The organism is Arthrobacter sp. MAHUQ-56 (assembly GCF_019710585.1).
Taxonomy (GTDB): domain Bacteria; phylum Actinomycetota; class Actinomycetes; order Actinomycetales; family Micrococcaceae; genus Arthrobacter.
The window spans coordinates 208,849-227,528 of the sequence record NZ_JAIFZQ010000016.1 but is presented as its reverse complement, the minus strand read 5'-3'; the positions used below and the strand labels follow the sequence as shown (position 1 = coordinate 227,528).

At 68.8% G+C, this 18,680-nt stretch carries 18 protein-coding genes; 4 read left to right on the top strand and 14 right to left on the bottom strand.

All coding sequences use genetic code 11. The annotated features are described in order from the left end of the window. Positions 1-79: 79 nt before the first annotated feature. Positions 80-922, bottom strand: a complete 843-nt coding sequence (locus K4G53_RS08990; RefSeq protein WP_221385359.1) for an IclR family transcriptional regulator — start codon at positions 920-922, stop codon at positions 80-82. 239 nt (positions 923-1,161) lie between these two features. Between K4G53_RS08990 and K4G53_RS08985 the strand changes: the two genes are divergently transcribed. Further along, positions 1,162-2,649: an amino acid permease gene (locus tag K4G53_RS08985; RefSeq protein WP_221385358.1), complete on the top strand. Its 1,488-nt coding sequence runs from the start codon at positions 1,162-1,164 to the stop codon at positions 2,647-2,649. Positions 2,650-2,724: 75 nt separating this feature from the next. On the opposite strand, the gene K4G53_RS08980 is transcribed toward K4G53_RS08985, so the two are convergent. Next, positions 2,725-3,588: an SDR family oxidoreductase gene (locus tag K4G53_RS08980; protein WP_221385357.1), complete on the bottom strand. Its 864-nt coding sequence runs from the start codon at positions 3,586-3,588 to the stop codon at positions 2,725-2,727. A gap of 122 nt (positions 3,589-3,710) precedes the next feature. Here K4G53_RS08980 and K4G53_RS08975 point away from each other — a divergent pair, with 122 nt between their 5' ends. Then, entirely contained in the window at positions 3,711-4,103 is a 393-nt protein-coding gene (locus tag K4G53_RS08975) for a helix-turn-helix domain-containing protein (protein ID WP_221385356.1), read from the top strand. A 169-nt stretch (positions 4,104-4,272) separates the two neighbouring features. Further along, entirely contained in the window at positions 4,273-4,536 is a 264-nt protein-coding gene (locus K4G53_RS08970; protein WP_221385355.1) for a hypothetical protein, read from the top strand. An 11-nt stretch (positions 4,537-4,547) separates the two neighbouring features. On the opposite strand, the gene K4G53_RS08965 is transcribed toward K4G53_RS08970, so the two are convergent. After that, on the bottom strand, positions 4,548-5,297 hold the full coding sequence (locus K4G53_RS08965; protein ID WP_221385354.1) for a 3-hydroxybutyrate dehydrogenase: 750 nt from the start codon (positions 5,295-5,297) through the stop codon (positions 4,548-4,550). A gap of 49 nt (positions 5,298-5,346) precedes the next feature. Further along, a complete protein-coding gene (locus tag K4G53_RS08960; RefSeq protein ID WP_221385353.1) occupies positions 5,347-6,723 on the bottom strand; it encodes an MFS transporter in 1,377 nt (458 codons plus the stop codon). Positions 6,724-6,850: 127 nt separating this feature from the next. On the opposite strand from K4G53_RS08960, the gene K4G53_RS08955 reads away from it, so the two are divergent. Further along, positions 6,851-7,747 carry a LysR family transcriptional regulator gene (locus tag K4G53_RS08955; RefSeq protein ID WP_221385352.1) on the top strand — a complete coding sequence of 299 codons (897 nt, stop codon included), beginning with the start codon at positions 6,851-6,853 and terminating at the stop codon, positions 7,745-7,747. Here K4G53_RS08955 and K4G53_RS08950 read toward each other — a convergent pair. The 10 genes from K4G53_RS08950 to K4G53_RS08905 form a co-directional block, all read right to left on the bottom strand. Beyond that, positions 7,744-8,661, bottom strand: coding sequence for a spermidine synthase (locus K4G53_RS08950; protein ID WP_221385351.1), 918 nt, complete (start codon positions 8,659-8,661; stop codon positions 7,744-7,746). The two genes, K4G53_RS08955 and K4G53_RS08950, sit on opposite strands and share 4 nt — an antisense overlap. A gap of 32 nt (positions 8,662-8,693) precedes the next feature. Then, complete coding sequence (gene rfaE2, locus K4G53_RS08945) at positions 8,694-10,229, bottom strand: D-glycero-beta-D-manno-heptose 1-phosphate adenylyltransferase (RefSeq protein WP_221385350.1); 1,536 nt, start codon at positions 10,227-10,229, stop codon at positions 8,694-8,696. After that, entirely contained in the window at positions 10,226-11,653 is a 1,428-nt protein-coding gene (locus K4G53_RS08940) for an aldehyde dehydrogenase (protein WP_221385349.1), read from the bottom strand. The genes rfaE2 and K4G53_RS08940 overlap by 4 nt, the downstream gene beginning before the upstream one ends. Positions 11,654-11,720: 67 nt before the next feature. Then, positions 11,721-12,437, bottom strand: coding sequence for an SDR family oxidoreductase (locus K4G53_RS08935; RefSeq protein ID WP_221385348.1), 717 nt, complete (start codon positions 12,435-12,437; stop codon positions 11,721-11,723). Positions 12,438-12,488: 51 nt separating this feature from the next. After that, positions 12,489-13,922 (bottom strand): PfkB family carbohydrate kinase, encoded by a 1,434-nt coding sequence (locus K4G53_RS08930; protein ID WP_221385347.1) that lies wholly within the window; start codon positions 13,920-13,922, stop codon positions 12,489-12,491. After that, positions 13,919-14,644, bottom strand: a complete 726-nt coding sequence (locus K4G53_RS08925; protein ID WP_221385346.1) for an SIS domain-containing protein — start codon at positions 14,642-14,644, stop codon at positions 13,919-13,921. Before K4G53_RS08925 ends, K4G53_RS08930 begins: the two co-directional genes overlap by 4 nt. Then, positions 14,641-15,894: a glycosyltransferase gene (locus K4G53_RS08920; protein ID WP_221385345.1), complete on the bottom strand. Its 1,254-nt coding sequence runs from the start codon at positions 15,892-15,894 to the stop codon at positions 14,641-14,643. Before K4G53_RS08920 ends, K4G53_RS08925 begins: the two co-directional genes overlap by 4 nt. After that, positions 15,891-16,925, bottom strand: a complete 1,035-nt coding sequence (locus tag K4G53_RS08915) for a glycosyltransferase (RefSeq protein WP_221385344.1) — start codon at positions 16,923-16,925, stop codon at positions 15,891-15,893. Before K4G53_RS08915 ends, K4G53_RS08920 begins: the two co-directional genes overlap by 4 nt. Further along, positions 16,922-18,010 carry a glycosyltransferase family 9 protein gene (locus K4G53_RS08910; RefSeq protein ID WP_221385343.1) on the bottom strand — a complete coding sequence of 363 codons (1,089 nt, stop codon included), beginning with the start codon at positions 18,008-18,010 and terminating at the stop codon, positions 16,922-16,924. The genes K4G53_RS08915 and K4G53_RS08910 overlap by 4 nt, the downstream gene beginning before the upstream one ends. Next, positions 18,010-18,546: an HAD-IIIA family hydrolase gene (locus tag K4G53_RS08905; RefSeq protein WP_221385342.1), complete on the bottom strand. Its 537-nt coding sequence runs from the start codon at positions 18,544-18,546 to the stop codon at positions 18,010-18,012. Before K4G53_RS08905 ends, K4G53_RS08910 begins: the two co-directional genes overlap by 1 nt. Positions 18,547-18,680 lie beyond the last annotated feature (134 nt).

Here is an 18,680-nt window from a genome sequence, read left to right as displayed (position 1 = left end):
CAACTAAAGCCCCTTGGAGGAGGCCTTCACAGGGGATTTGCAGGCCTGCTGTCCGGGATTGCAGACAACCGGACCGGCTCTATTTGCCAGGGCGGCCGTGGAGCCTGAGGGACAACTCGTCGGCCGCTTTCTGCACCCTCCCGGCCAGGGCGGGCCATTCATCCGCGGGCATCTTGTCCTCGAGGAACGTGACGGCAACGGCCGCCGTCGGCCAGCCCAGGTGGTCCGTGACCGCGGCCGCGATGGACCCGAATCCGGGGGTCACCTCCCCGTGTTCGGTGGCATAGCCGCGCTGCCGCACCTGGTCCAGGTGGGAGGACAGGGACGAGTACTTCATGATGGCACCCTCCACCTCGTGCCGCGCCGAGAAGGCCGCGGCGTTCGGATACAGGGCGCGGACCTGGGATTTGGGCAGCGCCGCCAGGATGGCCCGCCCGCTGGCGGTGAGGTGGCTGGGAAGGCGGACGCCGACGTCGGTCACCAGGGACGGGCGGTTCTTGGCCCGCTCCTCGACGATGTAGAGCACGTCCCGTCCGTGCAGTACCGCGAGGTGTGCGCTCTCCCCGATGGCGTCCACGAGGCTGGCCAGGAGCGGCCGGCCCAGGCGGGACAGCGGCTCCTGCCGTGAGTACGCGGAGCTGAGCTCAAAGGCGCTGATCCCGAGCCCGTAGCGCTGTTCCTCGTGGAGGTGGAGGACGAAGCCGTTGGCCTCCATCACTCCCAGCAGGTGGTAGACACTGGAACGCGGGAGGCCCAGGCTCGACGCGATCTGGGACGCCGCCATCGGGCCGCGCCGCGAAGCAAGGAGCTTGAGGATGCGCAGGGTGTTCTCCGCGGCCGGAACCTTCGAGGACACCTTGGCCGCCGCGCGGGGTGTCTTTGTTTCGGTGCCGCGCGTTTCGGGGCTCAGTGAAGTGCTCATGGGCTGGAAGAATCCTTCCGGGTAGCTGTGTCCGGTATCCCGTACTTAAGCTTGCGCCCTCAACGGCGACCCAAGTGACCTGTTGCCAGCCAAACTGTCTGAAATACCAGACAGAACGCGCCATTCATCAAAGACAGTCTGGAATGAAAGACACCAAGGCGGCGTGAGCCCCATCACGGCGGCCACCGGAATGGTCTGCTGGTTAGCGGCCCCCTCCCCAATGACGAGAAGGTATTCGCATGCAACCAGCCCCAACCCCCACCCGGACCGAAGGCGAGGCCGGAACGCACAGGCTCCCAGCCGCCGTCGGAAGCGTCCTGAACCGCGGCCTGAACGTCCGGCACATCCGCTTCATGGCCCTCGGCTCCGCGATCGGCACCGGCCTCTTCTATGGCTCCGCCTCCGCCATCCAAAAGGCCGGCCCCGCAGTGCTGCTCGCCTACATCATCGGCGGTGCGGCCGTCTTCATGGTGATGCGTGCCCTCGGCGAGATGGCCGTCAGGCACCCGGTGTCGGGCTCCTTCAGCCAGTACGCAAGCCGCTACCTCGGCCCCCTGGCCGGCTTCGTGACCGGCTGGACCTACGTGTTCGAAATGGCCATCGTGGCCATCGCGGACGTGACGGCGTTCAGCATCTACATGGGCTTCTGGTTCCCGCAGGTGGACCGCTGGATCTGGATCCTCGCCGTCATCTGCTTCCTGGCCGCCCTGAACCTGCTCAGCGTCAAGGTCTTCGGAGAGCTGGAATTCTGGTTCTCGCTCATCAAGGTCGCTGCCATCATCGCGATGATCGCCGGCGGCGCTGCCATCATCATGTTCGGCTTCCAGGCGGCCGGTTCCACCGTCGCGCCGGGGCTGGGCAACCTGGTGGACCACGGCGGCCTGTTCCCGAACGGCTTCGAAGGCCTCCTGGCATCCTTTGCCGTGGTGATGTTCGCCTTCGGCGGGATTGAGACACTCGGCATCACGGCCGGCGAAGCGGCAGATCCCAAGAAGGTCATCCCCAAGGCAGTGAACACCGTTCCCGTCCGCGTGCTGCTGTTCTACGTCCTGACACTGGGCGTTCTCATGAGCCTCTTCCCTTGGGACGAGGTGGGCAGCAACGGCAGCCCGTTCGTGCAGATCTTCAGCGGCCTTGGCATCCCGGCTGCCCCGCACATCCTCAACGCCGTGGTGATCACGGCCGCGTTGTCGGCCATCAACAGCGACATCTTCGGCGCCGGACGCATCCTCTTTGGGCTTTCCAACCAGGGGCACGCACCGCTTGCTTTCGGCAAGGTGTCCCGGCACGGCGTCCCCTGGATGACGGTGGTCATGATGGCCGGGATCCTGCTGGTGGGCGTGGTCCTCAACGCCGTCATTCCCGAGGATGTGTTCCTGCTGATCGCCTCCATCGCCACTTTCGCCACCGTCTGGGTCTGGGTGATGATCCTGGCCTCGCATGTGGCCATGAAGCGGGAAATCGGGCGGAAGGGCCTTCCGGCGTCGGAGTTCCCCTCGCCATGGTGGCCGGCCGCCTCGATCCTCACCATCGCGTTCATGGCGCTGGTGATCGCCGTCCTGGGCGCTTTCGAGGACACCCGGATCGCGCTGTACGTGGGTGCCGCGTGGCTGGGGCTGCTGGTCCTGGCATACCGGCTGTGGACCAAGGGTGACGGACGACGGCGGGCCCACCTTGTGGACGAAACGTCACCGCTCCCTGTGGTCCGGGCAGACCGGAGCAGCTAGGCGGCAAAGGTACCCCGGCGGGCACCAAAGGCGCCCGGCCCAGGAACAGGCCGGGCACCTTCTGGTTCTACCGCGCTACGCCGACGCTGCGGCGGACCTGACCGCTTCGGCGAGGGACGTCGTCGGACGCCCAATCAGCCTGCGAAGATCGCCGCTGCTGACCAGCAAATCGCCCCGGGCGATGCCCAGGTCTGAATCGGCAAGGATTCCCGCGAACCCCTCGGGAACGCCCACGGAAGCGAGCAGGCCTGCGTAGTCTTCAGCGGGCAGGTCGTTGTAGGTGACCGCTTTGCCCGTTGCAGCGCTGATCTCCGCGGCGAGGTCAGCCATGCTGAAGGCGTCGTCGCCGCCCAGTTCGTACACCATCCCGGCCTGGCCGTCCGCCACGAGCACAGCGGCAGCGGCGTGGGCGTAGTCCACCCGCGCGGCGCCGCTGACCCTGCCGTTGCCGGCACTTCCTGCCACGGCCCCCTGGGCCAGGGTCCCGGGAAGCTGTTCGGTGTAGTTCTCCAGGTACCAGCCGTTCCGCAGCAGTACGAAGGGGACGCCGGACTCGCGCAGCAGGGCCTCGGTGGCCTTGTGCTCGTCGGCGAGCTTCATCCCGGTGGTGTCGGCGTTGGCGATGCTGGTGTAGGCGAGCAGTTCAACCCCTGCAGCCTTCGCGGCGTCGATCACTGTACGGTGCTGTTCGACGCGCTGGCCCACTTCGCTTCCCGAGATCAGCAGCACCCGCTTGGCGCCCTTCAGCGCGGCCTCCACGGAACCGGCATCGGTGTAGTCCATGGCCTGGGCCCGCACACCGCGTGCGGCGAAGCCTTCGAGCTTTTCAACCGACCGCCCGGCAGCCACGATGTCCCGGGCGGGAACGCCGCGTTCCAGCAGTGCTTCAAGGACGTGGCGGCCGAGCTGCCCGGTGGCGCCTGTAACAACGATGGTCATGATGGTTCCTTTTCGTTTGGTATCGGTCTGTCACGGATTACAACTGGCGGCAGCGGGCGATACTTCCCGAAAGAGAGTACGCACTTTGAAGTAAGGTACTGACCAAAAGGTAAGCTGGATCCATGCAGGCAGCACCGCACCCCTCTCCCCTGCCCCTGGGTTTTGCCGACGGCGTGTTCCCGGCCGGATGCCCCAGCCGTACCGTGCTGGACCACATCACCAGCAAGTGGGGCGTCCTGGTCCTGGTTGCGCTGTCCGAGGGCGAGCAGCGGTGGAGTGACCTTCGGCGCCGGGCCGAGGGCATCAGCGAAAAGATGCTGGCACAGACCCTTAAGACCCTTGAGCGCGACGGCCTGGTACGCAGGACGGCCCAGCCGGTCATCCCGCCGCGCGTGGATTACAGCCTGACGGAGCGGGGTTACGCCCTGAGCGCGCTCCTGGTGCCCCTGGTGGCCTGGGCGTTCGACAACGCCGAGGAAATCCTTGGCGGACAGGGCTCCACGCCGGCCAAGTAGTGGCCCTTCGTAAAATCGGGTACCTGTTACTGATGTGGCTGGTGTGAATAGCGCCTAGCGTAGCCGTACGGTGGCGGCCGGAATGGGAGGACCATCCTCCGCTGGGAGCGTTCCGCCAACCAGCACCGTTAGCAGGCGGCGCACTGCCCGCCGCGAGGAGTTGGTTCCCATGGTCAAGGAGTACATAGAGGACCTGTCCGGAATGGGCCGGCCGGTAAGCCTCGGCTCTTACCTGGCGCGGATTGGCGGCCGTGCAGCACGCGCCCTGGCCCCCCGCTGCCCTTACCGGATCGGGGACACCGTCACGGCAGACGACCCCTTCAGCGGCAGGCGCGAAGGGGTCGTCGTGTGGCAGGACCGCCGGTCAGTGGGGGTGAAGACCCCCTATGGCGTCTTCTTTTTCGACCACCGGCTGGTCAAGCCCCTGGACTAGGACGGAGGATTTCAGCGGGCGGACCAGCCGCCGTCCATCGTGTAGCTGGCTCCCGTGACCATGCCTGCACTGTCGGAGGCCAGCCAGCCCACGAGGGACGCCACCTCCTCCGGCTCCACCAGCCGCTTTATGGCTGCCTCGGTGAGCATGACCTTGGCCAGCACTTCGGACTCCGGGATGCCGTGCACCTGCGCCTGGTCCGCGATCTGGCTTTCCACCAGGGGCGTGCGCACATACCCGGGGTTGACGCAGTTCGAGGTGACCCCGTGCGGACCGCCCTCCAGCGCCGTGACCTTGCTCAGCCCTTCCAGCCCGTGCTTGGCCGAGACGTAGGCGCTCTTGAACGGGGACGCCCGGATGCCGTGCACCGACGACAGGTTGATGATCCGGCCGAACTTGTTGGCGTACATGTGCGGCAGCGCCGCGCGGACCAGCAGGAACGGCGCCTCCAGCATCAGGGTGATGAGGCGGCGGAAGTCCGCGGGGTCGAACTCCTCGATGGGGCTGATGCGCTGGATCCCGGCGTTGTTCACCAGGATGTCGCAGTCCAGGTTCAGGGTGGCCAGCGACTCCACGTCCAGCAGGTCAACGGCCCACGCGGTGCCGCCCACCTCGTCGGCGAGGGCCGCAGCGGCGGCGGAGTCGACGTCGGCCACCACCACCTTGGCACCCCGCGCCGCGAGCTCGCGGACGCAGGCGGCGCCGATCCCGCTGGCACCGCCGGTGACCAGCGCCTTGCGTCCGTTCAACGTGTTTTCCATTGCAGATCTCCTTTGTAGCCGAAGTGTCCAGTACGTCCGGTGTCCAGCGTCAGCGGCTGGCGGTGAGCAGCCCTTCGCGGGCGGCGTCTTCCTTGTCCACGTCCTCCAGGGCGATGCCCTTGGTTTCCTTCAGGCTCAGCACCGCTGCGGCGGTGATGGCGCAGGCAACCACCAGGTAGATGGCGGTGGGGACCCAGGAACCGGTGTCCTTGAGCCACTGCGTGGCGAGCAGGGGTGCCAGCGAACCGGCGAAGATCGACGTCACCTGCGAGCCGAGGGATGCGCCGGAGTACCGCATCCGGGTGGGGAACATTTCGGCCATGATGGCCGGCTGCCCGGCGTACATGAGGCCGTGCAGGCACAGGCCGATCGTCACCGCGAGGACAATGACCAGCGGGTTGCGGGTATCGAACATCGGGAAGGCAAAGAAAGGCCAGGTGGCACCGGCGATGGCGCCGGCGAGGTAGACGGGCTTGCGGCCGATCCGGTCGGCCAGCCGGCCGTACTGCGGAATGATCGCGAAGTGGATGACGTGCGCGATCAGCAGCGCCAGCAGCAGCGACGAGGTGTCGTACTTGTGCACGCTCTTGAGGTAGACGATCGCGAAGCTGACCACCAGGTAGTACATGATGTTTTCGGCGAACCGCAGGCCCATGGCCTGAAAGATGCCCTTGGGGTACTTGCGGAGCACCTCGAACACGCCGTAGCTGACGGCCTGTTCCTTCTCCACCAGCTCCTTGGCCTCGAGGAAGATGGGCGACTCGCTGACGTTGGTGCGGATGTAGTAGCCCACGAAGACGATCACGGCGGAGAGCCAGAAGGCGACGCGCCAGCCCCATCCAAGGAAGGCCTCACTGCTGAGGGTGGTGGACATGATGTACAGCACCAGGGTGGCCAGCAGGTTGCCCACCGGGACGGCGGCCTGCGGCCAGCTGGACCAGAAGGCACGCGTCTTGTTCGGGCTGTGCTCGGCCACCAGGAGGACCGCGCCGCCCCATTCGCCGCCCAGGGCGAAGCCCTGGATGAACCGCAGCACCACCAGCAGGGCGGGGGCAAGGTATCCGATGTCGGCGAAGCCGGGGAGGCAGCCCATCAGGAACGTGGACACACCAATAATGATGATGGTGAGCTGCAGGGTGGGCTTGCGGCCCAGCTTGTCGCCGATCTGGCCGAAGACAATGCCGCCCAGGGGCCGGGCAATGAAGCCCACGGCGTAGGTCAGGAACGCCTGGATGATCCCGTCCAGCTCATTGCCGGTGGACGGGAAGAAGTACTTGCCAAAGACCAGGGTGGCGGCGGTGGCATAGAGGAAGAACTCGTACCACTCCACCACCGTGCCCACCATGGAGGCGGCAACAATCTTCTTCAGTCCTGATCCTTTGGGTGCATGCCCGGCTTCATTGGCCTGGCGTTGCTCAACGCTCATGGTTCTCCTCAGTGTCCACATTGACACGTGCTGTGACCTCCAGCACAAGTGACTCAGATGAGTATTGCTGCACAATCCCTGCTCTTCAATGACCAAAGAGGCAGTTGGTGTGTGCACAATTGCAGATATGAAAGCGAACCCAGATGACCTGCTGGTCCTTCTCGCGGTATCCCGCTCTGCCAAATTCACGACGGCGGCCCAGGCCCTGGGCTTGAACCACACCACGGTCTCACGCCGGATCGCCGCCCTCGAGAAGTCGCTCGGCGGACGGGTCCTCGCCCGGGCGGCCGGCGGGTGGGAACTGACGGAACTCGGCGAACGGGCAGTACAGGCGGCAGAGCAGGTGGAGTCGGTGCTGGGGACGCTGGGACCGTCGGGCCAGGCACCGGACCCCATCACCGGCGTGGTGCGCATGACGGCGACGGACGGCTTCAGCGCCTACATCGCCGCGCCGGCCGTGGCGCGGCTGCGGCGGAAGCACCCCGGCCTGAGCGTGGAAGTGGTGACCATGACCAGGCGCGCCCTGCAGCAGCGCTCCGGCCTGGACATCGAGGTGGTGGTGGGCGTGCCGCAGGTGCACCGGGCCGAGGCTATCCGGCTGGGCGAATACCGGCTGGGGATGTACGCGTCCAGGGAGTACCTGGCCGAGTACGGAACCCCCGCGACCGTCGCCGAACTCAACGGCCACCCGCTGGTCTACTTCGTCGATTCCATGCTGCAGGTGGACGACCTCGATGCGCCGCGGCGGCTGGTTCCCGCGATGCGCGAGGGGCTGACGTCCACCAACGTGTTCGTCCATGTGGAGGCCACCCGGGCCGGTGCCGGGGTGGGGTTCCTGCCCTGCTTCATGGCCGACCTCCATGACGACCTGGTCCGGGTGCTGCCGGACGACATCGGCGAACTGCTCCCCTACTGGCTGGTCCTCCGCCCGGACTCGCTGCGCCGCCCCGCCGTGGCCGCCGTCGTCAAAGCCCTGCAGGAACGGATGGCCGAGCACCGCGAGGTGCTCCTGGGCCGGGGTTAGACCGCGGCGGGGTCATGGCGGACGGGTGTGCCGGCGGCGAAGGCCCGCACCTGCGCATCGTCCCAGAGGTGCGCCGGGACGGCCCCGCCCAGGAGGCGTCGGCGCAGCTGCGGGTCGTCGCCGAAGGGTACATCGCTGCCAGCCATCACCATGTTTCCGTAGCGTCGGCCCTTGAGCATGGCGGGGTCGGCGACGATCACCGTGTGCTTGAAGGCGGCCGCGATGGTCGCGGCGTCCTCACGGGCATTCTTCAAGTCCGGGGCATCGCCGGAATTGACGACGTACAGCCCGCCCGGTGCCAGGACCCGCTTCGCCTGGGCGGTGAATTCCGCGGTGGTCAGCGGCCGCGGGGTATGGGCGCCGGCAAAGACATCACGGATGATGAAGTCCCGGGTCTGGGCTGTGAGTGTCTCCGTCACCGCGCGGGCCTCGCCCACGCGGATCCGGAGCAGCGGCGCCTTGGGGAGGTCGAACCAGCCCCGGACGTACTCTGCCAGCTTGCCGTCCAGCTCCACCACCACCTGCCGCGCATCCGGGTACACGGCGGCGAAGTAGCGCGCCATGGAGCAGGCGCCGCCGCCCAGGTGCAGGCCGCGCAGCTTGTGCGCCGCCCCGGCAGGGGAAGGGCCCGACGGCGGCCAGCGGGACTCGATCAGCGCCGCCATCCACCGCATGTACTCGAAGTCCAGGAACAGGGGGTCGGCGAGGTCGATGTGGGAGCTCATCACGCCGTTGATCTTCAGGAGCCAGCCCGTGCTGTTGTCCTGGTCCGCGATCAATTCGCAGTCACCGGTATCGATGGGGTAGACGCCCTCAACGGGCCCCGCAGCACCCCTGGGTCCCGGGCCCTTGGGCGCCTCCACAGCGGCCGCTGCCGGCCGGCCCCGGCCTCCCGACTTTCCGCGTTTGCCCATTACCCGTGCCCCGCTTCAGTCATGCCTCAACCCTAGTTGACCGGGCTGGCGGCCCCCTCGCCGTCGCTGATCCTCTTCACCACGGCCGTAGTGGACCGCTCGGCCACGTAGTCGAGGATGGCCACCCTGCCGCCGTACTCCTCCACCGCGGACGTCTCGGCCAGCATCTCGGGGGTGTAGTCCCCGCCCTTGGCATACACCTCCGGCTGGAGCCGCTGGATCAGCGGCGTGGCGGTGGGGGTGTCGAACACGGTCACGTAGTCCACGCAGCTGAGGGCGGCCACCACCGCGGCGCGGTCTGCCATGGTGTTGATGGGCCTGCCGGCACCCTTGAGCCGGCGCACCGAGTCGTCGCTGTTGAGCGCCACCACCAGGATGTCGCCCAGCTGCTTGGCCTGGTTCAGGTAGCGGGTATGGCCGCTGTGCAGCACGTCGAAGCAGCCGTTGGTCAGCACGATCCGCTGGCCCTGGGCCCGGTGCAGCTCCACCTGGCGCTGCAGTTCGTCCCCGCCGAGGGCCGTGTCCGCGAACGCCTTGAGGTAGCGGCTCAGCTGGGCGGTGCTGCAGACGGACGTGCCGGGCTGGTGGACCACGACGTCGGCCGCCGCCTGGGCCAGGTCGAGGCTTGCCGTCAGGGGCAGGCCGGCGGCACGGGCCAGTGTCAGCGCGGCCACGAAAGTGTCTCCCGCCCCGGAGGCCTGTTTCTCGGCGGCCGGCCGTGCCCATGTCCGGTGCCGCACGCCGTCGGGCGTCAGCAGGACGGTGCCGTCCCGGTCCAGGGTGACCACCACCGCCCGCGCGCCGGTGCTTTCCAGCACAGCGTCCGACTGGGCCCCCACGGCCTCCACCCGCTCCTGCCCCTCCGGCAGCTTCCGGTCGAGGAGGCGCGCGGTTTCCTGCGCGTTGGGCGTCACCAGGTCAGGCTTCAGGGCAGCCCAGGGGCGCGGGTCGTGGGCGTCGACCACCACCAGCGGACGGTTCCCGCTTGCAGTGCCCTCCGCGAGGACGGCGGTGAGCGCGGCGCGGACGGGACCGTCCACCACCCCCGTGCCGTAGTCGCACACCAGCACGGCGTCCTGGCGTTCGACGGCGGCACCCACCGAAGCGGCCAGCGCGGCGAGGGCATCGGCCGGCACGGTCCTGGCCGAGTCGTCGAGGCGCAGCATCACCTGGCCGCCGCTGCTGATCCGGATCTTGGTGGTGGTCACCATGTCCGGGTGCGCGTGCAGGTTCCGGACATCGATGCCTGCCGCAGACAGCTGCCGCCGCAGGTCCTCGCCGGCGTCGTCGGTGCCGATGATGCCGGCAACGGAAACCTTCGCGCCCAGGGCCGCCAGGTTCATGGCAGTGTTGGCGGCTCCGCCGGGCACCGATTCACGGGACTGGATCTCTACCACGGGCGCCGGAGCTTCCCGGCAGAGCCGTTCGATGCTGCCGCTCCACCAGCCATCGAGCATGACGTCGCCGATCACCAGGATGGATGGCTGCTCCTCGGCCAGCCTGCCGGGCAGCCACTCGGACAGGGCCCGCTGGGTGGAGAGGTCGATGGATTCCGGGGATACGCTCATGGCAGGTCCTGCCCTTGGCTGGCGGCCGGTGGCGCAGCGATGTGCACCACCTTGACCTGCGTGAATTCGTCCAGCAGCTCCGGCCCGTACCCGAACCCGGCACCGCTTTCCCCGCGCGGCTGGGCCGCACCGCCGGGAGCGCCGCCAAAGACCTCGTTGATCTTCACGGTTCCCACAGGCAGCGACGCCACGGCCTGCTGGATATGGGCAATGTTGGCACTGAGGACGGTGGCGGCCAGCCCGTACTTGCCGCTGCAGGCCAGGCGCAGGCCGTCGTCGAACGAGTCCACCACCTGTACCGGCGCGACCGGACCGAAGGTTTCCTCCGCCATGACCTGCATCCCCTCGGTGCAGCCGAGCAGGACAGTGGCTGGGTAGAAAGAACCCGGCCCGCCCGGAAGGACGCCGCCCTCAGCAGCCGTGGCACCCTGGTCCAGGGCCCCCGCAACGTGGGCGTGGACTGCATCGCGCATCCGGCGGTCAACCAGGGGCGCCACCGTGCCGTTGCTGTTCCGGCGCGCGGCCTCGGCTTGGAGCGCACTGCAGAACCCCTCCGCGATATCCCGGTGGACGTAGATCCGCTCCACCGAGGTGCAGATCTGTCCGCTGTTGCTGAAGGCGCCGATGGCCGCCTGTTCAGCCGCCCACACAGGGTCCACGCCGCTGTCCACGAGCAGCGGATCATTGCCGCCGTTTTCCCGGATGACGTGTGCACCGGTCAGGGCCGCTGCCTTGGCGATCCGGGCGCCGGACGCGCTGGAGCCGACGTGGGCAATCACGTCGACGTCCGCCTGCGAGAGCTGCGCTCCCACCTCCGCGCCGCCCGAAACGGTCAGGAAGACGCCGGCCGGGAAGGCCGGCGCCAGGACCTCGCCCAGCGCCTCGCCCAGCCGCGGACACCGCTCACTGGGTTTGTGGATGACGGCGTTGCCGGTGGCCAGGGCGGCCCCGATGAGGCCGCAGGCTACCGCCACGGGATCGTTCCACGGAGTGAGGAGGACGGCAACGCCGCGCGGCTCGGCCACGGTGTAGTCGGACGCAAACCGGTTGCCGCGCAGGCTGTGTCCGCGGTGCACCGGACCCAGCTCTGCATACTGTTCCAAGGTGGAGACGGCGGCCCCGATCCCGGCGAGCGCTTCCTCCACCGGCCTGCCGGTTTCGCTGGCGTTGAGCCCGGCGAGTTCCTGTGCGGCGGCGTCGAGCGCCTTGGCGGCGGTGCGCAACGCGGCGCCCCGTTCTGCCGGGGCGGTGGCTGCCCAGCCGGCAGCGGCGCTGCGTGCCACCTTCACGGCATGGGCAATCTCCTCGGTGGAAGCCTGGGGCACGGTCCAGAGTTCTTCACCGGTTCGCGGGTCCTGGATGGTGATGCCGGAGCCCTCGACTGTTGCACTGCCCGGGGTTGTTTCGGTGGCTGTGGTTGGCATGGTGTTCCTCCCGCCTTTCGATGCTGGATAGGTCGGTGCTGGATGGATGGGTACTGCTGGTGCCGGTTTAGGGCCAGGAGCCCTCTTCCTCATGGCAGATCAGCATTTCGCGCACCTCGCAGCCCCTGGGCTGGTTCAGCGCGAAAAGGATGGCCTGCGCGGTGTTGGCAGGATCGTTGAGGCGGGAGTCGTCCTGCGGCTTGTACTGCTCGGTGCGGTCATCGAAGAAGCGGGTCTTCATGCCGCCGGGGATCATGGTGGTGACGCCGATTTCCCCGCCGGTTTCCGCGGCGAGGGCGTGGCTGAATCCCACCACGCCGAATTTGGAGGCACAGTACGCGGTGGCGTCGGCCACGGCGCGCTTGCCCAGGGTGGAGGCCACGGTGACCACGCGGCCGTGGGTTTCCTTCAGGTACGGCAGCGCGGCGCGGACCACGGAGACGGTGCCCATCAGGTTGACCCCGATGACCTTCTCCCATTCGGTGGCCTCGACGTCGGCGAGCTTGCCGCACCGGTCGATGCCGGCGGCGGTGACCACCGCGTCCAGGCCGCCCAGGGTCTCCGCGGCTTCCCGGACGGCGTGCTCCACGGCCGTTCGGTCGGCCACGTCCACTTCGAAGGCTTTCACTCCGGAGACGCTGCTGATGTCGCGGTCCAGGACCACCGGGGTGCCGCCCGAGCGCAGGACGGCGTCGACGACGGCGGCCCCCAGCCCGGAGGCTCCTCCGGTCACCAGGACGCGTCCGGGCGTGGGCGTGGCGTTGGCAGTTGACTCTGCGGTCATGGTGTTCCTTTCAACGGGGAAAACAAGACAGTTCGAAAATCGGGAATCCGGTCAGCTGACCTTGGCGAGTGCGTTGGCCAGGCCGGTGGTGGAACGGGCCGGATGGAACGGGACGGTGAGGCATTGGCCGCCCCAGCTTTCCACCAGGCCGGCTTCGGGCAGGCGGGCTCCCTTGTAGTCGCCGCCCTTGACCCAGATGTCCGGCCGGAGGCGGTCCAGTGCGGCTTCGGGAGTGTCCTCGTCGAAGACCATCACCGCGTCCACGCATTCCATGGCCAGGAGCAGTTCGGCCCGGTCGTGCTGGCCGATGATGGGGCGTTCCGGGCCTTTGAGCCGCCGCACGGAGTCGTCGGAGTTGAGGCAGACGATCAGGCAATCCCCGAGTTCCCTTGCCGCGGCGAGGGACCGGACGTGCCCGGCGTGCAGCAGGTCGAAGCAGCCGCCGGTGGCTACCACCTTTCCTCCGCTTTCCCGCACTGAGCGGGCCAGGAGCAGCGGTTCGGTGGTGCGCCGGCCGGAGGCGCCAGGTCCCGGCTTTCCGGCAGCAGCGTCATCGGCGCCGGTATCGGGCAGCGCCGACACTCCCCCGGCGGCGAGGAAGTCGGCTGCGTCATGCACTGCCAGGGCCGCGGCGTCCGGAAGATCGCGGCCGGCCAGGAGGTGCATGGCTAGGCTGGCGGCGAGGCGGTCGCCGGCGCCGCAGGGGTCGCCTGCTTCCACCCTCGGCGCGGGAACAGCATGGGCGTACGGGTCGCCCTGGCGCAGCAGGACGGCCCCTTCCTCGCCCCTGGTGACCAGCACTGCGCGGCTCTGCCAGCGCTCCAGCAGGATCGCGGCCACCTCCGCGGCCTGGTCCCCGGAGGAGCCTTCCGCCGCGGCAGGCCGGGCCCCGGACGTTTGTGCCGCGGCAACCGACTGCGCGGCCTTGGTGGCTTCGGAGATGTTGGGTGTCACCACGGCCACGCCCGGTACCGGGTCCGGGCCGGAGGGGTGGGGGTCCCAGACAATGGGGACATCGGGTGCCAGGCGGGACAGGAGCTCCCGCAGCCGGGGGTTGGCGGCCAGTCCCCTGCCGTAGTCCGCCACGATGATCACGCCGGCTTTTTCCACCGCCCGGAGCATGGCTGGGCTGACGTCGGGAACCGGGGTTTTCGCGCACCCCTGGTCGAAGCGGACCACGGGATGGGATCCGGCCCGTACCCGGGTCTTCACCGGTGACGGGTAGCCCGTGGTTCCGGCGACGAGCCGCACCCCGGCGAGGTGCGAGCGCAGCTGGCTGCCGGCGTCGTCCTCCCCCAGTACCGTCACCAGGGTGACGGGCCAGCCGTCCTGGGCCAGCATCCGCGCCACCAGGCCGGCACCGCCGGCACGGCGGCGGACGCCGGAAACATCGACGACGGGAACGGGCGCGTCGGGGCTGAGCCGGGTTGCCTCGCCGGAGAGGTCCACGTCCAGCATCACGTCGCCCACCACCACGACCCTCATGGCCTGCCGCCGTTCCGCCACCCGCCGTTGGCCGCACCTGGTCCGGCGTCCGGGGTGTGCCTGCCCACCTCGAGGTCGAAGGCGCGGCAGACCGCATGCAGGGCAATCAGGTGCCCTTCCTGGGCGTTGGCGTTGGGGGCGTCGACCATGACGGCCTCATCGCAGGCGTCTGCCAGTGGGTTCGGGCCGGTGCCGGTGAGTGCCCAGGTGGTCACGTTCAGCCGGCCTGCCGCCTCGGCGGCGCGCAGCAGGTTGGGGCTCTTGCCGCTGGTGGACAGCAGCATCAGCACGTCGCCGGAGCGTCCGTGCGCACGCACCTGGCGGGCGAAGACGTCGTCGTACCCGTAATCGTTGGCGATCGCCGTCACCGCGGACGATTCCGCGTGCAGGGAGATGGCGGAGAACGGGACGCGCTCGCCGTCGAACCGCCCCACCAGTTCGGCGGTCAGGTGCTGCGCCTCGGCGGCGGAACCACCGTTTCCGGCGGCGAGGAGCCGCTGTCCGCGCAGCAGCCGCTGCGCAAGCTCCACACCCCAGGCGGCCAGATGGCCGGACTGGCTCCGCAGGGAGTCCAGGGCCGGCAGCACGCTGTCCAGGTGCGCGCGGACGGCATCGGCACTGTCGGGATCCACGAAGGTGGCACCGGGCAGTACCGCCGGCAGTGCGGGGGGCGTTGTCAGGGCGCGAAGGTCGGCTTCACGCAGGGACCACTCGGCAGTCACAGGGCCGCTCCTTCCATCGGAATGGCGCCCGCCGGGGTTCCGGCGGCGGCAAGCTGGTAAGCCTTCTCGGTTTCGGCGGCAACCCGGTCCCAGGAGTAGCGGGTGCGGGCCCGCTGCTCGCCGGCGCGGCCAAGGCTGGCCCGCAGGGTGGGGTTCTCCAGCAGCAAGGACAGGGCCGAGCCGATGGCCTCCGGATCGCGCGGCGGCACGTGCAGGCCCGTGGCGTGGTCCACCACGGTGTCGCGCAGACCCCCGACGGCGGCGGCCACCACCGGCACACCGCAGGCCATCGCCTCCAGCGGCACGATCCCGAACGGCTCGTACCACGGGGCGCAGACCACGGCGTCGGCGCTGCGGAAGATGCCGGGCATTTCGCTGCGCGAAACCTGGCCCTGCAGCGTGACCTGTTCCGAGACACCCAGCTCGGCGGCAAGGCCCAGCAGGCGGCGGATCTCCGGATCATTGTTCAGGGTGTTGCTGTCCCCGCCGCCGCCGACGATCAGGAGTTCAACGTCGTCGAATCCTGCCGCTTTCAGGTACGGCAGGGCGCGGATCACCAGGTCGACGCCCTTGCGCGGCACCAGGCGGCCCACGGACAGGATGCGGTAACGGCGGATCCTGGGGGCGACGGGGCCGCTGGCTCCGAAGACGTCCAGGTCCACGCCGCAGGGGGCGATGGAGATCTTGCCCGTCGCGATGCCCATGGCCTTGAGTTCGAAGACCTCATCGGAGCAGGTGGCGATGATGCGGTCCGCGGCCCGGCCCACTCCGGGTTCCAGCCATTGGCGTTCCTCCGGGCTGGTGTCCTCGGCGCCCTGGTGCCGCCGCTTGACCGTCCCGAGCGCGTGGAAAGTCTGAAGCATCGGCACCCGGTACCCGGTCTCCGGCCGCCTTGCCGCGTCCAGCGCAGCGAGCCCGGACATCCAGAAATGGCCGTGCACCACGTCCGGCGGCCGCTGCCCCCAATCCCTGGCAACGCCGTCCGCCAGTTCACCCATGTAGGGCAGCAGCTCGTCCTTGGGCACGTGCCGTGCTGGCCCGGCGTCGACGTGGACCACCTCGAACCGGCGCCCCACCCGGACCCTTTCGGGAAGCTCCGTCGCATCCCTGCGCGTGTAGACGGTGACGTGGTGGCCCCGTTTGGCGAGCGCCTCGGATAATGCGGCGACGTGCACGTTCTGGCCGCCGGCGTCTACTCCGCCCAGTGCCGCCAGCGGGCTTGCGTGCTCGGAAATCATGGCGATTTTCATGAAATCTTCCTCTCCCCGGCCGGCACGAGGATCCGCTCGTCCCGGCGCTCGTTGACGGATCGGCGGGGCCGGTTGTGCAGGTCTGCCAGGAGCTCGTCCCAGCGGTCCTGGAACTTGCCCAGGCCGTAGCGTTCCAGCGCCGCCTCCCGGGCGGCGAGCCCCCGCCGCCGGGCTTCCTCCGGATTGGCGACCAGCCGCGCCGCGCAGCGGAGCAGCTCGTCGACGTCGGCGGACACCACGCCGGCTTCCTGCGGCACCGCACGCGGGGCCTCGGTAGCGGCAAGGACCACCACCGGCATGCCCAGGTGCATGGCCTCCAATAGCGAGAGGCCCAGTGATGTCCAACGCATAGGGTGCACATAGGCCCGGCAGCGTGCCAGTTCCCGGTGCAGGTCCTTCGTTTGCAGGTCGCCGCGGGCCGTCAGCCGGGACGCGTCGATCCCGGTGGCGGCGGCAAGTCCGTCGGTTTTCATCCCGAAGACCTGCAGCGGTGCCACTCCTGCGAAGGCCGGCAGCAGGTCCGTTCCTGTCACCCGGCCGCGCCGCACCGGCTCATTGACGACGACGCCGAGTTCCGGCAGCTCACCGGTGTAGAGGTGGCCCGGGTCCGGGATTCCGTGCTCGATGACGGTGGTGGGTGCGGAGCCGTTGTCCCACGCGAGCCGGTTGAAGTGGGTCACGTGGACGACCGGAATGAGGTCCTGGTCCGCCAGCGGGTGGGGGATGTTGGGGAAGTTTCCCTTGGGCGTGTTGTGTTCCACGAAAACCGCGGGCAAGTCGACGCCGGGGGTGCGTCCCAGCGAACGCGCCACTTCGTTGATTTCTTCGGGCCGTTGCAGCACGACGGCGTCCACGGCGTCTGCGTCGAGCGTCGCCAGGTCCACCTCCCGGACCGATTCGGGCCAATTCCGGCCCGCCCGGCCCAGGCCCCAGGCTCCGCCTTCGGGCAGGACGGGCAGCAGGTATTCATGGCGGCCGCGGACGAAGGCGTCCGTCCAGGATCCGTGGACATGCCAGAGCAGGATTCTCATCTGTTGCGGGCCTTTCTACGGGTGCTGACGTGGGTGCTGAAGGAGCTCACTCCGCTGATCAGGCGTTCCACTGCCGCCACTACTTCCTCCGGTGAGACAGAGTCCAGGCAGGGGTGGCCGGGGACCGGGCACACCCTGGCCCGGGTCATCCGGCAGGCCGCATTCTGGTCGCCCAGGAGCTCCAGCGGAACCCCGTAGGGTGCCCAGCGGATGGCCGGGACCACGGGGGAAAACAGGCAGGCCACCGGGGTGCCCACGGCGGCGGCAAGGTGGGCGGGGCCGGTATTACCCGTGACCACCGCCTCCGCGCCGGCCATGACGCCGGCCATGGTGTCAAGGTCGGTACGGCCGCCGAGGTCCAGTGCCGAAGGGCCCGCAACAGTGGCGGTGAGTGAGGTTTCACCGGGTCCGCCGGTGACCACCACACGGTGCCCCGCACCTTGGAGGAGTTCGACGGCGGCGGCGTGGTGCAGCGGGGGCCAGGCCCTGGCAGGGACCGCTGCTCCCGGGTGGACCACGATGTAAGGATCCGCCCCGACCAGCCCGGTGACGTCAGGAACAGATTTCACGTGCAGCTTTCCGTCGTCCCCGGCGGGCAGCCGGAATCCCGCGGCCTCGGCAATGCCAAGCGCGCGCTCCGCCTCCGGCTGGTCTTCGGGGAAGTCTTCCCCGGGCTTTAACCGGATGTCCAGGAGGGACCCGGCGTAGTCGGTGGAGGCCCCGGTGATGCGTTTCACGCCCGCGAGCCGCAAGAGCAGTGCCAGCGGCAGCGGCGACTGGTGGAAGGACGTCAGGATCACGGCTTCGGTGATCCTTGAGTTGCGGACGTAATCGATCAGCCGGTCTGCGTGCGGGCCGGTCATCTTCGGGGCCGGGTTCATGATCCAGGGGCTGTCCCAGCTGTAGACCTCGGCGACACCCGGCAGCAGGGTGGCGGCGGATTCCCCCTGCCGGCCGCACAGCATCACGACATGGTTGTTCCCACTGCCGCCATGGCCCCTTCCGTTTGCTACCGCCCGGACGGCGGGACCAGCGAGCAAGACGTCGCCCATGCTGTCCAGCCGGGCCACCAGCACGCGCCCCATCAGGGCGCCGCCTGGAGCAGGCCGACGGCGGAGGCGAGGTCAGCGGCCACCAGCCGCGCCCGGGCCACTTCCTCCGCGCGGGTGACGGGAGTGGGAACAAGGACGCCGATGGCTCCGGCGGCTTCCGCGGCTCCCACGTCGGCTCCGATATCGCCGATCAGGGCAGTCTGGGATGCGCTGATCCCGAGTTTGTGGCACGCATTGTGCACCATCCCCGGTGCAGGTTTGCGGCAGGCGCAGCGGTCCTGTTCGGAGTGGGGGCAGATTTCCCACACATCGAACGGGCCCAGCAGTTCTTCCACTTTGGCGTTGACCCTGGCCACGTCGCCGGGAGTTATCAGGCCCCGGGCGATGCCGGACTGGTTGCTGATGACGCCCGTGGCGATGCCTGCGGCCCGGAGGCCGTCCAGGACCTCCTTGGCTCCAGGCATTGGCTGGACCAGGTCCGGATCGCCGTTGTATGGCACATCGACCACCAGGGTCCCGTCCCGGTCGAACAGGACAGCCCTGAGGTTGGAGGTTTCGGAGCTTTCCATAACCACCCTGTTCCCTCCTCCTGCTGCTCCTAAACAGGGCCGCGGGCTTTTCCCGGCCCCCGGACCATGGCCAGGGGCCGCCACTGAACAGGCAAGATAAGGTTTTGCTGGTGCTGGTGCGCAGTCCCGGACCA

Coding starts and splice junctions, on each gene's coding strand:
- K4G53_RS08990 (WP_221385359.1), bottom strand. CDS start 922: ATGAGCACTTCACTGAGCCCCGAAACGCGCGGCACCGAAACAAAGACA.
- K4G53_RS08985 (WP_221385358.1), top strand. CDS start 1,162: ATGCAACCAGCCCCAACCCCCACCCGGACCGAAGGCGAGGCCGGAACG.
- K4G53_RS08980 (WP_221385357.1), bottom strand. CDS start 3,588: ATGACCATCGTTGTTACAGGCGCCACCGGGCAGCTCGGCCGCCACGTC.
- K4G53_RS08975 (WP_221385356.1), top strand. CDS start 3,711: ATGCAGGCAGCACCGCACCCCTCTCCCCTGCCCCTGGGTTTTGCCGAC.
- K4G53_RS08970 (WP_221385355.1), top strand. CDS start 4,273: ATGGTCAAGGAGTACATAGAGGACCTGTCCGGAATGGGCCGGCCGGTA.
- K4G53_RS08965 (WP_221385354.1), bottom strand. CDS start 5,297: ATGGAAAACACGTTGAACGGACGCAAGGCGCTGGTCACCGGCGGTGCC.
- K4G53_RS08960 (WP_221385353.1), bottom strand. CDS start 6,723: ATGAGCGTTGAGCAACGCCAGGCCAATGAAGCCGGGCATGCACCCAAA.
- K4G53_RS08955 (WP_221385352.1), top strand. CDS start 6,851: ATGAAAGCGAACCCAGATGACCTGCTGGTCCTTCTCGCGGTATCCCGC.
- K4G53_RS08950 (WP_221385351.1), bottom strand. CDS start 8,661: ATGGGCAAACGCGGAAAGTCGGGAGGCCGGGGCCGGCCGGCAGCGGCC.
- rfaE2 (WP_221385350.1), bottom strand. CDS start 10,229: ATGAGCGTATCCCCGGAATCCATCGACCTCTCCACCCAGCGGGCCCTG.
- K4G53_RS08940 (WP_221385349.1), bottom strand. CDS start 11,653: ATGCCAACCACAGCCACCGAAACAACCCCGGGCAGTGCAACAGTCGAG.
- K4G53_RS08935 (WP_221385348.1), bottom strand. CDS start 12,437: ATGACCGCAGAGTCAACTGCCAACGCCACGCCCACGCCCGGACGCGTC.
- K4G53_RS08930 (WP_221385347.1), bottom strand. CDS start 13,922: ATGAGGGTCGTGGTGGTGGGCGACGTGATGCTGGACGTGGACCTCTCC.
- K4G53_RS08920 (WP_221385345.1), bottom strand. CDS start 15,894: ATGAAAATCGCCATGATTTCCGAGCACGCAAGCCCGCTGGCGGCACTG.
- K4G53_RS08915 (WP_221385344.1), bottom strand. CDS start 16,925: ATGAGAATCCTGCTCTGGCATGTCCACGGATCCTGGACGGACGCCTTC.
- K4G53_RS08910 (WP_221385343.1), bottom strand. CDS start 18,010: ATGGGGCGCGTGCTGGTGGCCCGGCTGGACAGCATGGGCGACGTCTTG.
- K4G53_RS08905 (WP_221385342.1), bottom strand. CDS start 18,546: ATGGAAAGCTCCGAAACCTCCAACCTCAGGGCTGTCCTGTTCGACCGG.